The organism is Candidatus Firestonebacteria bacterium RIFOXYD2_FULL_39_29, assembly GCA_001778375.1.
GTDB lineage: Bacteria > Oederibacteriota > D2-FULL-39-29 > D2-FULL-39-29 > D2-FULL-39-29 > D2-FULL-39-29.
Window position 1 is genome coordinate 1 of record MFGV01000067.1, and the last position, 16,397, is coordinate 16,397.

Annotated in this window: 9 protein-coding genes and 1 pseudogene; all 10 read left to right on the forward strand. The window is 38.9% G+C overall.

Annotated elements, in window-relative coordinates; translation table 11 throughout:
- Nucleotides 1-347: 347 nt before the first annotated feature.
- The 10 genes and pseudogenes from ligA (at nucleotide 348) to A2536_08290 (ending at nucleotide 16,397) form a co-directional block, all read left to right on the forward strand.
- Nucleotides 348-2,348 carry a DNA ligase (NAD(+)) LigA gene (gene ligA / locus A2536_08245; GenBank protein OGF45362.1) on the forward strand — a complete coding sequence of 667 codons (2,001 nt, stop codon included), beginning with the start codon at nucleotides 348-350 and terminating at the stop codon, nucleotides 2,346-2,348.
- Nucleotides 2,345-3,208 carry a hypothetical protein gene (locus A2536_08250; protein ID OGF45363.1) on the forward strand — a complete coding sequence of 288 codons (864 nt, stop codon included), beginning with the start codon at nucleotides 2,345-2,347 and terminating at the stop codon, nucleotides 3,206-3,208. The genes ligA and A2536_08250 overlap by 4 nt, the downstream gene beginning before the upstream one ends.
- A 328-nt stretch (nucleotides 3,209-3,536) precedes the next feature.
- Entirely contained in the window at nucleotides 3,537-6,755 is a 3,219-nt protein-coding gene (locus A2536_08255; GenBank protein OGF45364.1) for a hypothetical protein, read from the forward strand.
- Nucleotides 6,756-7,026: 271 nt separating this feature from the next.
- Nucleotides 7,027-8,160: a hypothetical protein gene (locus tag A2536_08260; GenBank protein ID OGF45365.1), complete on the forward strand. Its 1,134-nt coding sequence runs from the start codon at nucleotides 7,027-7,029 to the stop codon at nucleotides 8,158-8,160.
- A 201-nt stretch (nucleotides 8,161-8,361) separates the two neighbouring features.
- Entirely contained in the window at nucleotides 8,362-10,539 is a 2,178-nt protein-coding gene (locus A2536_08265; protein ID OGF45366.1) for a hypothetical protein, read from the forward strand.
- Nucleotides 10,539-11,468, forward strand: coding sequence for a hypothetical protein (locus A2536_08270; protein OGF45367.1), 930 nt, complete (start codon nucleotides 10,539-10,541; stop codon nucleotides 11,466-11,468). Before A2536_08265 ends, A2536_08270 begins: the two co-directional genes overlap by 1 nt.
- A 206-nt stretch (nucleotides 11,469-11,674) precedes the next feature.
- Nucleotides 11,675-12,289, forward strand: a complete 615-nt coding sequence (locus tag A2536_08275; GenBank protein ID OGF45368.1) for a hypothetical protein — start codon at nucleotides 11,675-11,677, stop codon at nucleotides 12,287-12,289.
- Entirely contained in the window at nucleotides 12,279-13,001 is a 723-nt protein-coding gene (locus A2536_08280; protein ID OGF45369.1) for a hypothetical protein, read from the forward strand. The genes A2536_08275 and A2536_08280 overlap by 11 nt, the downstream gene beginning before the upstream one ends.
- Before the next feature lie 110 nt (nucleotides 13,002-13,111).
- Nucleotides 13,112-14,611 carry a hypothetical protein gene (locus A2536_08285; protein ID OGF45370.1) on the forward strand — a complete coding sequence of 500 codons (1,500 nt, stop codon included), beginning with the start codon at nucleotides 13,112-13,114 and terminating at the stop codon, nucleotides 14,609-14,611.
- Between the two features lie 213 nt (nucleotides 14,612-14,824).
- Nucleotides 14,825-16,397: pseudogene (locus A2536_08290) on the forward strand (hypothetical protein).

The following is a 16,397-nucleotide window of genomic DNA, read 5'->3' on the forward strand; positions in this document are numbered from 1 at the left end:
GTGGAAATAGGATATGGCAAATCTAAACGGGCACGAAGTTGGAAACGACGGATACAGCCAAGAAGAGCCTGTAATCACTACGTCACCGTTCTACTCGACCATATAACACAGTGCGGGAATTATAGGTAGAAGATGTTTGAAACAGATAAGGATTGAAAGCAGTATTTGGAATGAGTCTGTCAGAAAGTTTGTGTAAATGGTCATAGTTTATAAATACTCTGCAGGGGCAGGAAAAATCGAAGGTCATATTGAAATATCATTACTTTTAAAAAAGACAATATTAACTTACCAACTTGCAAATTTTATGAACTTGTTTTTGCCTTCCACTTCTGTTATATTATTCCATAATGAAAATTGAGGAAGCTAGAAAGAAGATAGAAAAACTCAAGGGGGATATACGGTATCATGACCGTAAGTATTATATTGATGCCAATCCCGAAATACCGGATTCTGAATATGATAAGCTGATGAAGGAATTGGAAGCCCTTGAGAAGGAATTTCCGGAGCTTCTTTCTTTGGACTCGCCCTCACAACGGGTTGGAGGGGAACCTCTTAAGGAGTTTAAAACTGTCACTCACAAAATTCCGATGCTTTCTCTGGATAATTGCTACAGCTCTTCCGAGCTTATTGCTTTTGATGAGAGAGTTATTAAGAACCTGAAAGATTTGAAGGCTGAGTACATTGTGGAGCCGAAAGTTGACGGTATTGCGGTCAACCTTTTCTATGACAAAGGGTTTTTACGCAGTGCTTCAACGCGTGGAGACGGGGTGCAGGGTGATGATATTACAGCTAATATAAAAACCATCCGGAGTATTCCGCTTACGATAGAGTTTAAAGGAAAACTTGAGGTGCGGGGCGAGGTTTATCTGCCCAGAGAAGAATTTGTAAAGATGAACAAAGAAAAAGAAGAAAAAGGCGAGGCGGAGTTTGCAAATCCGAGAAACGCTGCAGCCGGTTCCTTAAAACTTCTTGATTCTCGTGAAGTAGCAAAACGTCCTTTGGATATTCTGCTCCATACTTTAGGCTCGGTGGAACAAGATATCTGGAAGACCCATGAGGCTGCTCTTATTGAACTGGGAAATCTTGGTTTGAAGGCAGTTCAACCCTACAAACTTTGCAAAAATATTCTTGAAGTTATCAACTATGTTAATTCCTGGGAGCATAAACGGGATACACTTCCTTTCGAGATTGACGGGATGGTGGTAAAGGTTAATTCGTATGAACAGCATAAGATTCTTGGCTCAACGAATAAAAGTCCTCGCTATGCATTAGCCTATAAGTTTAAAGCCCGGCAGGCGATGACCACTCTTAAAAAAATTACTCTGCAGGTGGGCAGGACCGGAATAATTACACCGGTAGCTGAGCTGGAACCTGTTTTTTTGTCGGGTTCGACCATCAGCAGATGTACGCTTCACAATGAAGATGAGATAAAACGTAAAGATATAAGGGAAGGGGATACAGTTGTCATTGAGAAAGGCGGGGAAGTAATCCCTAAAGTTATTAATATTGTTGCTTTGAAAAGAACGGGGAAAGAAAAAGAGTTTAAAATGCCTGACACCTGCCCTGTTTGCAGTTCAAATATCGTCCGCCTTGAGAAAGAAGTGGCGTGGCGCTGTCAGAATGTTGCCTGTCCGGCTCAGATTGAAGGGAGGATAGAGCATTTTACCAGAAGAACGGCGATGAACCTGGAAGGGTTCGGGCCTGCAATTATAAAACAGCTTATTGAGAAAAAGATGGTTAAGGATTATGCGGACCTTTATTTTCTTAAGCAGGATGCGCTGGCCGCACTTGAAAGAATGGGCGAAAAGAGTGCGGTAAATCTCATTACGGCTGTAGAGGGTAGTAAGAAAAACTCGCTTGGCCGCCTCCTCTTTGCGCTAGGGATCTCTGATGTAGGGGAACATACCGCTGAGATACTTGCTGCCAAATATGAGAACGTAGACTTTGTGGTAAAGGCGGGATTGGAAGAGCTTCAGGGCATAAAAGGTATAGGACCGAGAGTCGCGGAGAGTATTGTCAACTTCTTCACACAAAAAGGCAATATCGCTACATTAAATAAGCTTAAAGAAGCCGGAGTTAATACTGAAAAGACGGAGGAAGAGCGTCTCCTCTCGTCCGGAGAAGGCAGGTTTAAAGGTAAGACATTTGTTTTTACCGGTGAGCTTGCGATGGTCAGGGATGATGCCGAGCTGGAAGTAAAGAAACTCGGGGCCTCGGTTTCAAGCAGTGTTTCGAAAAAAACGGATTTTGTAGTGGCAGGACCCGGTGCCGGGTCAAAACTTGGCAAGGCAAAGGAATTTGGAGTAAAAATTCTTTCAGAGAAGGAATTTAAGGAGATTATAAAATGAAAAAGACAGGGGTTATCTTTTTTTTCCTGTTCCTGGCAGTAGGGATCTGTCCGGGGACAACGAACTTCGCGTATTTGAACAATCCGGTCGGAGCCAGAGCCGTGGGCCTGGCTGAAAGTTATTCTGCCTTACCGGGGGATGTTTTCTCCCTCCATTACAATCCTGCCTCAATTGCTAGTATAAGTCAAACTGCAGTCGGGCTGACACATGTTGAGTTTATTCAGGGGGCCAGATATGAGTATGCGGCTATAGTTCTTCCCTTAAGTAAAGCCGTAGCCGGCTTCAGTATCATCTATATTAATAACGGCGCGCAGGAAAGAAGAGATATAAACGGCATCGTGACGGGGGAGTTTACGCCTTATCAAATAGTGCCTCAGGTCTCAATAGCCGCAGAAGTGTTTGCCGGTATGTCGCTGGGGCTGAGTCTAAAAATGCCATATGAAGTAATAGATGATTACTCAAATTATAAACCTTTGTTTGATCTCGGCGCCAATATAAAAGTTATAGAACGGCTCTTTGCCGGATTGAATGTGCAAAATCTTGGCACTTTGGAAAATCTCCCGACAAATCTTAAAGCAGGTCTTGCTTATATGGGGGAGAATATCAATTTCTGTATAGATTATAATGCACCCTCGCAGGCGGCTTCCAGTGTCTCCGCAGGTTTTGAAGCCAGAGAACTTGAAATGGTCACTTTAAGAGCCGGGTACAAATATAAATTGGGTGTGAATACAGATGCCGAAAACGGGGTTTCAGTAGGATTTGGAGTAAAACTGGCTATAATAAATATTGATTATGGCTATAAAATCTACGGTGAATTGGGTGGAACACATTTTGTAAGTTTAACCCTGGCCTTAAAGTAAGTGCCGGTTATTTTTTCTGACTTGATTGGAAATCCAGAGTCTTTGTTTGTAAGCAAAAGACGCTGTATCCTGAATCTAGCAGGACAACATAGGACCAGGGAAACCCTGTCTAATAGAGGTGTATTAGTATAAATTATGTCTGAAACCTATGTGTTATTATGTCAAAATTTGGCAATCCGGAATTTGATTTAAACTGTCTTTTTCACGTTATAACAATATTATGATTATGCAAATTAGTCGTATAAAATAATTATTTTCTTGAAATGTAACTGTTATTACTTGTATAATTAAATAATACTCGGTAAATAATGGTACACTCGAGGATAAGATGAAGGAAGTTAAAAGCTTTTTAATAGTAATTGCAGTGCTGGCAATATCTTCCTTGTCCGTGCAAGGCTTACATGAAATTAGAGCCACCTCCAGTGCCAAAGTAGCAACGGCAGGGGATGAAGTAGTTATTACTGTGTATGTTAATGATTCCAGTAATTACGCTGTAACAAACGCAAAAGTTAATCTTTCAATGTTTTCCGGTAGCGGTACTATAAATCCCAGGTTTGCTTCCACTAATTCTATCGGTGTTGCCAAAATGGTCTATACAGTGGGTGCTTTACCTGCGACAAATGTTATCAAAATAGAGTCAGGTTCAGCCACTCCGGTTTTGCTAAGTATTGAAGGAAAAGCATCGCCGCCTACAGAATTTTCTGTCAGTCTGGATCAGGAAAAGATCTATCCGGAAACTCAATGCAGCCTCATTGTTGTCGTCCGAAATATTAAAGGTAAAGGTTCTTCTGATATTCCTGTTACTATTAAATCCTCTAGTTTAGTAAATCTTGAGCCTTTAAATGGCAAGACTAACGCCGAAGGTAAATTTACAGTTTCGCTAAAATCCGGCAAGACACTTGGTACGGATACAATAGAAATAACAGCCGGCAGTTTGGCCGCACAGACAAAAGAAATTAAAATAGTTCCCTACCCTGTTACTACTTTTACCGCCATAGCCGAACCCTATGCAATATACACCAGAAGTAAGACTACTATAAAAATTAAAGTAGCTGATAGCCGGAGTAAAGCTGTAAGCGGAGCTAAATTGGCTTTTCAGATCACCAATGGAAATGCAGAGCTGGAGAAAAATGAAGCTGTTACAGATTCTAACGGCGTCTGTTTGGTAAAACTCAAAAGTGGAACGAATGAGGGGACTGTTACCGTGAGTGTTAAGCTTGCCGATAAAGAAAGAGAATCTGATATTGCTCCGGTACTGGTTAATATTTCGGTAACAAAACTGATACTGCCTCCCGCCAAGCTGGAATTTTCTTCAGATTATCCTTTTGCCATGTCAGGAAATGATGTAACTTTTACTGCTCTGGTTCTTGACAAGGAAGGAAATCCTGTAGTTGGTGCTGCTGTTGCTTTTGAAGTAACAGAAGGTGGTGGAAAACTTCAACAGGTACTGCTTTCTACCGGGCAGGAAGGTAAAACAAAGGTAACGCTTACTACAGGAAAAAAAGCGGGTGTCAATACGGTCAAAGCAAAGTGTGAACAACTTCCTCCGGCGGAAGCTTCAATAAAAACTGAAGGTAAGGTTGTATATACCAGGAAACCTGCGGGGAAACCGGCAAAGTTATTTGCATTCATCGAAAAGAAAGGAGAACGGCTTTCAGTCGATGCGGTAATAACCGACGAAAATTTTGTTCCGGTAAATGATGTTCAGGTTTATTTCAAAATAATAAAAGGCGAGGGCAGCCTGAGCTCGGAGCTGTCCAATACAGATATAGGCGGAACTGCTTCTGCCGCCTTTATTCCTGAAGGTTACGGGGTAATTAATATCCAGGTTAGCGCCCCTGCTATATTTCAAACAAAAGGACTTATTTATAAAAAAAATATTCCTGTTTTTCAGTTGCTGATTTCCGTGGCTTCATTGTTTCTCCTGCTCTTGTTTATTTATTTCCCTCTCAGGGGAAAAAGGCTCAAGCTGCAGTATCTTGATCAGTTTACCGGATTGAATAACGAACTATTTGCCAAATACCGTCTGAAGAAAGCTATTAGGAATAAAAGCAAATTCACCGCGCTCTTCCTGAATTTTAATCACTTTAAAAGTTTTAACTCCATCAACGGTTATGAAAAAGGGAATGAACTTATTAAAGCAGTTGCGGATATACTTAAAATAAATATCGGGCAAAGCGGTGTAGTCTGTCATTTAGGCGGTGATGATTTTGTTGTTATTATGAAACCTGAAAAAGTGGAGGATCTGCCTGAAAGACTGCTTGCGGAGATATCTGAAATGATAAAGTCTTTCTATCCTGTAAATGTAAGGAAAAAAGAATCTATAATTTTAAAAGACAAAACCGGTAAAGAGTACAGTTGTCCTTTAGCTTCTGTAGCTATGGCAGTTTTAGAAAGTGACAGGTTTTTGGCCGTCAATTTTAATGATTTTCTTGATGGAGCCGGGAAGGTTATGAAATCTGCAAAGAGTAAAAACGGCAATGCGATCGCTTATGATGTTGACAAAAATCCGGATGCCGGCAAACAATACAAAATAGGATGGTTTACTATCATCGGTTTTCTAATGATTCTTTTTTTCTCAAGTGAGGCGTTCTCTGCGGAAAGCACCATGATCTTAAGTGCCTGGTCAAGCGGTTCCGGTAAAACTGTAAAAATCAGCGCTCATGTTACAGATCTCAAAGAGCGTCCTGTTTCAAATGCCTTTATTCTTTTTTCGGTGGAAAAAGGTGATGGAATGCTTGAAAACGGTTATGCAGCTACAGATGACGGCGGTAACTGTGCGGTAAATTATACCGTCGGGCAGTTCAAGGGATATGATATTATAAAAGTCTGCGGTGAGGAGCTAACACCTGTTGATGTAGAAATTAAAAAGAGTACCAGCGGTTTAGAGGTACTGATGTATTTTTCCCTTATTATGTTTACTGCTTTCATCGTTATTCTTTTAGTTAAGATATTCAACTTACGCCTGCTTATAAAAGGCATTGATAAAGACAGCGGCGTCCGAACAAGATTTTTTGCCGGGAAGTATATTGGAGAACTGATTCTTGGTGATACTGGTTTTGTAACAACTTTTATACAGTTCCGGGACTTTCAGGAATATTGCAAGGTCTATGGCTATGAAAAGGGCGATAAAACAATTAAGTTTCTTTCGGGATACATTAAAGAGGCTGTGATTGCTAATGGCGGGAAACAGGATGATATATTCTATTACTGGCAGGATCACTTTGTGATAGTCTCTCCCTTGATGAGATCCGAAGGATTTGCAAAGAAAATTATTGAGCAGCTTGATACATCCGTCTCTCTTTTATGCGAGGATCATGGTCAGAACTTTTATACTCTCCAGCTTTTAATGGCTCAGGTGGAGAGCGATAAGCTAAAGCATAAGGGACTGGAAGAAATTATGGAAGTTGGCGAGATTCTGATTAATAAAGCCAAGACGAAAACCGGAAGCACCTGTCTCTCTTATTCCGAGTATTTGCTTGGAGAAAAAGAAAAACATGAGCCTGTCCCTGATTTGAATTCTCAGGTAAAAAAAGAGCTGCAATAAAAAAGCGGTAATTATTCTTCATGTGACTTAACCGGTTTGAATTACTCTGTATAAAAATTATAATGGTTATTTTTTGTCTAACAGGCTGCTGAAAAACTAAAATAATGGACTTTAAGTCCGCCTTTTAGGCGAGATCTCACCATTCGATTATCGAATGGTGGACAGCGGGTTACCTCGCCATTTGCCCTCAAATGGCGGGTAAAATGATAAAAATTGCAGCTGAAAAAATCTTAAAAAGAGTTTTTCAGCAACCTGCTAAAGGGGATGCTTCGTGGTCAATAATGAAAAATTGAATTGCTGGGAGTTTAAGAAATGCGGTCGTGAACCCGGCGGAGAAAATGCCGGTAAATTGGGTGTTTGTCCTGCGGCTTTGCAGGGTGACTGTCAAGGTTCGAATAACGGAAAAAAATGCGGTCGTATGTGCTGGCTGGTCGGGGGTACATTTTGCGGCGGGCGTATTCAGGGTGATTTTGCCAAAAAAGTGACTTCCTGTATGGAATGCGACTTTTTTAAGAAGGTTAAGGAAGAAGAGGGTAAGGATTTTAAATTTCTCCTGCCGGGGCTTGAATACGATCAGACTCAAAAATTGTTTATGGATTTTGCGCTTGCGCTCCGGGAGCTGGAACTGTATAAGAAAAATTTAGAAGAACTCAATAATGTGCTTGAAAAAAGAGTGGAAGAAAAAACAAAAGAGTTGGATATATCCCGGAAAAAAATAATGCAATCTGAAAAAATGGCGGCACTCGGTCAGCTGGCAGGAGGAGTTGCGCATGAAATAAATAATCCGATGACCATAATTCTGGGTTATACACAGATCATGGAGAGAGGTATAAAGGAGGATAGCCCGCTTTTTATACCGGTAAAAGCCATAGAAAAAGCTGTGGAAAGATGCAGGAATTTGATCGGCTCGTTACTTACTTTTTCAAGAATAGAGAAGAAAGAAGCAGAATTAACAGATATAAACAGTACCGTTGAGCAGGCTTTGGCACTTGAAGAAGTTAACACCAGGATAAAAAATGTCCGGATAATAAGAGAGTTTGGAGAAGGTCTTCAAAAGGTGTTTATTAATAAAAACCAGATCCAGCAGGTGATTATCAATCTCTGTACAAACGCTGCTGACGCCATGCCTGAAGGCGGAACTATAACTGTTAGAACCAGGCAGTCAGAAGACAGGATAGAAGTGGAAATTAGGGATACGGGGAAAGGTATGACAGAAGAAATAAAAAAACACATTTTTGAGCCGTTTTTTACGACTAAAGAAGTCGGGAAAGGCACAGGACTTGGTTTAAGTCTATGTTATGAGATAATTCAAAAACATAACGGTCAAATATCCTTGGAAAGCAGTATTAATCAGGGTACAACGTTTAACATTAAACTCCCATTAAACGTTCAGAGAAGTATTTAATAAGTGTCTGTGATCGAAAGCTAATATTATTTAAAGAAAATTAAAAAACAACTTTTAAAATCTTTAATTCTGCTTAAACGGGAAAACTTTGTACTTTGTCCACCTTCGGTGAGATCTCGACTAAAGGCGGATACCTCTTCCTTCGTCCTTACTTTTATGCTTCTTGCCTTTTCACTCAATAAGGGCTAAAATACATATATTATGATGCTTTTTGTGTTTTTCTTTTTAGGGTTGTTTACTGCTATTGCTCAGGTGATAATTACCAGAGAATATTTTGTAGTTTTCTTTGGTCAGGAGCTGGCTATAGGCTTTATTCTTGCCGGTTGGCTTCTGTGGCTTTCCCTGGGTTCATTTTTTTATTCTAAAGTGGTCTCGAAAATAAAAAATCAGTTATTCTGGTTTTCACTTCTTGTTTCAGTCCTGCCTTTTCTGTTGTTAATAGAAATTATTGCTATCCGTAATCTTAGGGCTTTATTTGTGGTTCCAAGTTATATGCTCTTTTCTCTCCCTGTGATGATTCTATCAGTATTTTTAGTTCAGGGTCCTTTTTGCTTTTTAACAGGGCTTTTGTTTCCTCTTGGGCTGGATATTGACAATAAAAAAAATAAATTTACGGTTCTTGATCTTTATTTGATTGCAGCTCTGGGAAGTCTGGCAGCCGGTTTAATCTTTACTTTTATCTATATTCCATATTCTAATCACTTTACTGCAGCATATTTTTCAGCTGCAGTCTTATTTGTGTGCCTTCTTTTTTTCGTTAAATTGTTGAAGCTTAAAAGATATTTTATTTATATTTATTTCTCGGGACTTGTTTTATCGTTATATTTTACTGCCGGTTCAGGGGCTCTGGATTCCTATTATAATCTGCAGAGATGGAAGACTTTTTCAAATGGAATTGAACTTCTGAATAACAGGGATTCAAATTATCAAAATATAGCGATTGGAGTGAGGGACGGGCAGTATAGTGTATTTGAAAATGGACGGATTTCGGTGTCCTTTCCGGATGATTATGCGGATGCTCAGTTCATTCATCCGGTAATGATGCAGCATAAAAGGCCAAAGAATGTATTGTATTTTGGACTGCCTGCAAATGCTATAATCAGAGAAATGGCGCATTATAACGTTGAAACCGTTGAATTTGTCCAGCCGGATCCGCTTATTGCTTCAATGCTCACTTCTCTTCAAAATCTGCATGATATAAAAAAAACCGCGTTAATTAACGATGAAGCCAGGCATTATCTTGAAAATACCCGGAAAAAATATGATCTTATAGTGTGCAGTCTGTCAGCTCCGTCAACTGCCTTTATCGGAAGATATTATACTAAAGAGTTTTTTGAAGAAGTCAAAGCTTCGCTTTTACCGGACGGTGTTTTTGTCAGTAAAATAAGTTCTTTTGGAGAGGAAATACCGGGGTATGATGCGGCGGCTTACTTTACCTTGAAGAGCGTTTTTCCTCATTGTCTGGTATCTGCCGGAGATGTAAAATATTTATTTGCTTCAAATGGCGCTTATATATCTATGAATGCCGATGAGTTGAAGGAAAGATACAAAAACAAAAGAATTAATTCGGAATATTTTAATAGATATGTATTTAAAACAATATTCGAGAAGGACAGGATTCTTGAGTTTGTAAAAGAACTGGAAGAGAGAAAAGAAAAAATTATTAATTCTGATTATGAGGCCGGAGGATATTATTTAAATATTAAGTACTGGATGAATTTAACAAGTGTCAGGCTTCCCGGTGTTATGAAAGTACTGTTTGAACCATGGGTAATATTTCTTTTGCTTTCTATTGTGTTTGTTTTGTTTTATAGAAGAAGATTGAAGCTGTCTTTAAGAGTTAATATTTCGGCTTTGGTATCGGGATTTTCCGGGAGTTTTCTTTTTGTTCTTATAGTCTTGGCTTTTCAGAGCTTAAAAGGCTCTCTATACGGATATCTCGGGCTTTTTAGCGGCCTTTTTATGTTTGGCCTTTTTGCAGGAGTTTTTACCTCCAGAAAATCTAAAAATATTAATCCGGCTAAGCTTGCTTTAGCTCAGGGAGCTTTTGTCCTTGCCTCTATAGGGGTAATTGTTATAAACTATTTTTTCCGGGGTGCAGTTTCTTTAATTCCGGTTATAGGGATGTTCATGTTGTGTTTTCTTTCCGGGTTTGTTACGGGTTTTATGCTTCCATTCCTGGTAAAGCTTCATCATTTACCCGGAATGAAAGTCTCATATTCGGCCTCAATTATATATGCATTTGCTAACTTGGGTGCCGCGCTTGGAGCCGCAATTGGTGCTGCTTTCATAATACCAATTGCAGGCTTTATTGAAAGCGCAATACTTGTAATATTTATTAACCTGTTATGTGGGATATTGATAGTGAAGCAGTCCTAATGGAACAAAATAAACATAAAGTTTGTCATATAATAAAGAATGGGGGAAAAATGCCGCAGAATAAGGAAGAAGTGATAAAGGAAGAAGAACTTGAAAAGAAAGTGGGTTCTCATAAGCAGGAGACCTGGGACTGGGTAAAGAGTCTTCTTTCGGCGCTGGTAATAGCTCTTTTGATTCGGGAGTTCGTGATTCAAGCTTTTACTATTCCGACAGGTTCTATGGAATCGACAATGCTGGTGGGAGACCACTTATTTGTAAATAAACTTTCTTACGGATTCAAACTTCCCTTTACTACAAAAAAGCTGATAAACTGGGGGAATATGAAAAGAGACAGTATTGTGGTTTTTCTTCCTCCTCATGAAGTTGACAGGGTTTTTGTTAAAAGGTGTAAAGGTCTTCCCGGGGATAAACTGGAAATCAAAGACAAGTCCCTCATTGTTAATGGAGAAGTGCAAGCTGATCTGTTTAAGAAGCATATTGATAGCACTATTTATCCCGAGAGTGTCACAGTGAGAGATAATCTGGGATCTTTTATCGTTCCAAAAAATGGAGATTTTCTTGAGATAAAGAAAGAAGAAGTATCTTTTTCCGGTCAGAAAGTCACTGATGAGAATGCTGCCAAGCTTTACAGTTATGTGGCCGCGAGAGAGGAAAATATTGCGGAACAAAAGAAAGACGGATATTATATTGACGGAATCAGGATAGAAGACCTGACGTTTCGGCAGGTTTGTGAAAAAATATTGGAAAAGAACGGCGGGAAAGAAACTGTTGAACATAAGGTTAAGCAGGATTATTATTTCATGATGGGGGATAATAGAGATAACAGTGCTGACAGCAGGTTTTGGGGTTTTGTCCCAAGAGATCGGCTGGTTGGCCGGCCTGTATTGGTCTGGATGCCTCTTGACAGGTTTGGATTACCGCCGAAGTGAAGCAGTGGAAGCAAGTACAGAAAGAAAAGTGGGTAAAGTGAAGGAAAGAGGGGAAAAGCCCCGCAATATTTAAAAAAGTTTTAAAATATAATGATACCACAATTATGTAAAACTTTATGAACCTTACAAACTTTACAAACCTTATAAACTAGGCAGGACATACTGTGCTAAGCAGTAAATATTTTAAAACGGAGATTTGAATAAGAATGAGCGATATAGCGCAAAGAGTTATAGAAGAAGTTTCTCGTAATTATGAAAATGAACTGATTAAGAAAGTTCAAAAAACTCGGGATAAAGAGGCTTTTTATCATTTGGTGCGTCTCTATGATGCCAGAATTTATTCGGTGGTATACAGGTTTTTACATAATAGAGAAGATGCGCTCGAGATTGTTCAGGATGTATTCTTGCAGGCTTTTAGAAAAATAAAGCAGTACCGGTGGGAGTCGCCGTTTTATTTCTGGATTCAGCGGATTGCGGTAAATTACTCGATTAATTGTATAAAAAAATATGGTAAAGATGTTCTTAATAGGGCGGAGGAATGTGATAAAGTGCAGTCTGCTTCTGCTTTTGTGAGTTCACCTGAACAAACGCTGGAAGGTGAAGAAAAGAAAAAGTTTGTGGCGGATGCAATTGCCAGAATATCTGTGCCATATAGAATGGCAGTTATCTTGAAGGATATTGAAGGATTTTCTTATGAGGAAATAGCTGCACTCACAAAAACCGGTATGGGTACGGTAAAATCCCGGATTAACAGGGGTCGGGAAGAATTAAAAGAAATATTTATTGCAATGAAGGAAGAGGTGAGGGAATATGGAATGTAAAGAGCTGACAGGTTTGTTTTCTGATTATTATGATAATACACTTTCTGTTTTTAAAAGAGAAACCGTGGCAAAACACCTGTTATCCTGCAAAAAATGCAATTTAAGGTATAAAACATTTTATGAAGCTCTGGCTTATATCAAACAAGTTCCTGACGAGCAGTTACCGGAGGAATTTTACACAGGTTTGGATAGAAAACTTGATGAGACCGTCAGTCCCTTTTATATAAAGTTTCAGTCGTATTTAACTATGCGAAATGCGTCTGTCGGAGTACTTGGTCTGGTATTCGGGTTGATATTCGGAGTTTATATGAGCAATTCTTCGACTTTGAAAGCTGTTCCGTCAGGTGCTGCTCTACAAACGTCTTTTGCAGCGAAAGAGAAAGAGAAAAGCCCCGGACGGATAATAATGAGGACAGGAAATGTTTATAAAGCAGGCTATGGCCTTGACGGGCTTGTAAATAGGCCTGACAGTACAGGGTTTGAATTTATGAATATGGGTTTGGAATCTAAACAGGAGCCGCTCATTCGGGTGTTGCATAAAAAATATATTATTACCGTGAATGTGAGTCAATATGAAAATCTCATAAAACAACTTAACACGCTTGGATATGTTCTAAAATTGCCGGATAAGAAAGAACTGATAGATTTTAAAAAACTTAAGCCGACGGATCAGATCAAACTTGAACTTGATATTTCTGAAGACGGAAAGTGAAAAAACAAGTACGAAGTACGATGACAAAGTAATGAGGATTATATATAACCCCTTATATTGTAATTTGTCATTCGTAACTTGTAATTTTCTTCTATAAGGGAGGAGTACATATGAAAAGTATAAAAATATTGCTAATCGGTGCGGCTCTGTTGTCAGTAGCGGCCTTGCCTGTTTCTGCAAAGATTCAGGCGGGAAATGAAGTAAAGGCTTTGCAGAATAATTTAAGAGAAATAGCAAAACTGGCAAGTCCTGCGGTGGTTTATATTACAACGGAAAGAAAAGTTAAAGTAGGAAATGGGAATGATAATGGTTTTGGGTTTGACTTTGGCATGCCGGATCTGAAAAAATATTTCAAAAGATATGATAAAGATAGCGAAGATGAGGATAACGAGGGAAGTAGGAATAATAACGAGAGAAAAATGGGCGGGATAGGGAGCGGAATGATAGTAACGGAGGATGGTTTTATCCTGACCAATTATCACGTTGTTGAAGATGCGACAAGTGTAAAAGTTATACTTACAAATGACAAAAAATATGATGCGGAAGTAAAGGGATATGATGTCCGGCATGATATGGCGGTCTTAAAGATTAAATCTAGCGATAAATTTCCTGCGGTTGAACTTGGGGATTCCGACAAGTTAATGGTCGGGGATATTGTTATTGCCGTAGGTAATCCGTTTGGGTATGAGAATACGGTTACTATGGGTATTGTTTCCGCAAAGGGCCGTCTCTTTGATAATATGGATATTGAAGGGATCCCAAAAAGAATTCCTCATGTCATCCAGACGGATGCTCCGATTAATCCCGGAAATTCAGGCGGTCCGCTATTTAATATTGAGGGGGAGGTCGTAGGTGTAAATATGGCTATTGCCGGTAATTTTTCCATGGGAAGTGTAGGTAATATGGGCGTTGGTTTTGCCATTCCTATTAATGATGTTAAGGTAAAGCTGAAAGAACTTAAAGAAGGCAGGAAAAATAAAGATGAGACCCCGTGGGTCGGTGTTCGCTTACAGGAAGTAGACGAAAAGCTTTCGAAAAAATTAAAAGTTGACTCCGGTGTGTTGATAACCGAAGTTGATGAAAATGGTCCCGGTAAAGAAGCAGGGTTGAAAAGCGGTGATGTAATCCTTCAATTTGACGGTAAGGAAGTTAAATCTCCGAAAAATATAATAGAAATGGTGGCTTCCAGAGAAGTAGGTGAGGTTGTAATCTTTAAAATTGTCAGGGATGGCAAAGAGAAAGAAATAAAGATTATTCTTGCTCCTTGGGGAGAAAAATCGTTAACAGTAAAAAATGGAAATTCAGAAGATAAAGAGAGGAAAAATAAAGACGTAGGAATTACTGTAAAGAATTTAAGTGAACTGCTTGCGAAAAAATTTGGGATAAAAGCCGATAAAGGTGTTGTTATTGCTGCGGTTGAAAAAAATAGCCCTGCGGATAAGAGTGAGCTGCAGGTCGGGGATCTTATAAAAGAAGTGGATAAGAAAGTTATAAAAGACAGGGATGATTTTGAGAAGACTATGAATACTTCTGATTTAAAAGAGGGCATTCTTTTCCTGGTGGAAAGATCAGGAAACAGTATTTTTGTAGTAATTAGTTCAGAGAAATAGGACAAAAATGAACAATTTGTTTTATCTGTGTCATCTCTTTTTGTTATCAGTGCCATCAGGTCCAAAACACATCCCAGGGTAAAGAATACGCCTTAATTAATAGGATACCCCGCATACTTCGTGTTTTGGACCGTGTTTCTGCTGTATAAAAAAGCTATTGAAAAGGTGTATTACATATGTTAATATAAATCAGATAAATATTAAAGGGTGAAGATGTTTAAAAAAAATAGCTTTGAAACTGGTCTGAGAGTTGAAATCTTTTTTTTGTTAATTTCCTTTATTTTTTGTATTTATCCCTCCAGCGCCGATGAGAGTAAACAGATTTTAGCTGGGCAGGTTTCAGTATTTCGCAGCTTGGAAGTGTATGTTAAGGGGATTTACAAATTTAGCGGCCTATTTGCGGAAAGCGCCGAGGTCGATGGAGATTTATATCAATGCGAAGCCGTTCATACCGCACAATTTAGTTGCAAGGCAGATGGATATTTGAGATTTTATATTAAAACGAAAATACCTGAATTTAAAGGGATGACTGAAGAAATAATAGATAGGTTGCACAAAGTATACAAGAGCACAAAAACAAAAGACGGCAAAAACTGGCTGCCTACACAATCATTAGTTTCGGATGACGGCAAGTTTTATCCTTATTCAAAAGGTAAAAGATTTACCCGGTGGATTCCACATCCCATACCATATGATCAAAGTCAAGGCAAGTATTTTATCAAGTCGGCTGATTTTCCCGACGCATTCGGAATAGGAATACTTCAGCTTTCAGAGAATGCGAATTATTTAAGTGAAGATCACAGAAAGAAGCTTGTTGAGATATTGGAAGGCGTAGCAGAATTTTGGAATAGTGAGTATATGGTAGTTAAGATTAAAGACAGCTTTTATTATAGAACAGAGGATATATCGCCTGCAAATCCAACTCCACAGAAAGATAAAATATCGTGGGGGTGTCAGGCGTCGGATATAATTTATTCAGTAAAAACATTGTATAATCTGGGAGTAAACACCGACAAATATGATGAAAATTTGACATTGTTTTTAAAAACCTATCTGTCAGAAAGAGATAGGCATAGCAGTGATTTTAGAATTGATTATTTGGATGATAGAGTATTGGAGCTCTCGGAATATTTTAATAAGAAAAGTAAAAACCAAGATCTGACAAAAAGAGCATATGTAAAGCTTAAAGTAATTCATGAAAAATCACCGGAAAAAGCAGTGTTTATGTTCGATGGGATAACGGATGAATATTCGACGATCCCATTTTTGGAAATATACCGGAAATTAGGACTTAAAGATAAATTTGTAAAACTATGGAAAGATATCTGGGATAACAATTTTGACGATGAGCTGGGAATAAAAATACTTTCAGGCAGAAAAGGAATTAATGGTTCAGCTTATTCGGTGTTACTTGACCAGGGATATCATGGATGGAAAGAGAAGATGTTGACGGATGAAGAATTTATAAAAGAATTCAAAAGGTATTATATGTTTAAGGGAAATCCCAAGAATTATAGGGATTTGGACGACTGGGTAATAGAAACAGGGGAATTGTTGGATGGCAAGGTTCCGAATTGGACGGCAACTCCTTATGATTGCTATCCTTCGAAAATTGAGACAGAGCACTATTATGGATATGAGCCGCAGGGTTATACTACAGATAGGATTCCTTTCGGGGAAAAATCAAAAGAACGAGAAGCAAGAGAATGTAATATATATACCCAGTATGTCGCTCCGTATGAAATCCATGCAGAAAAGTCAAGGTATGGGAAAGCAATGAGTTTTA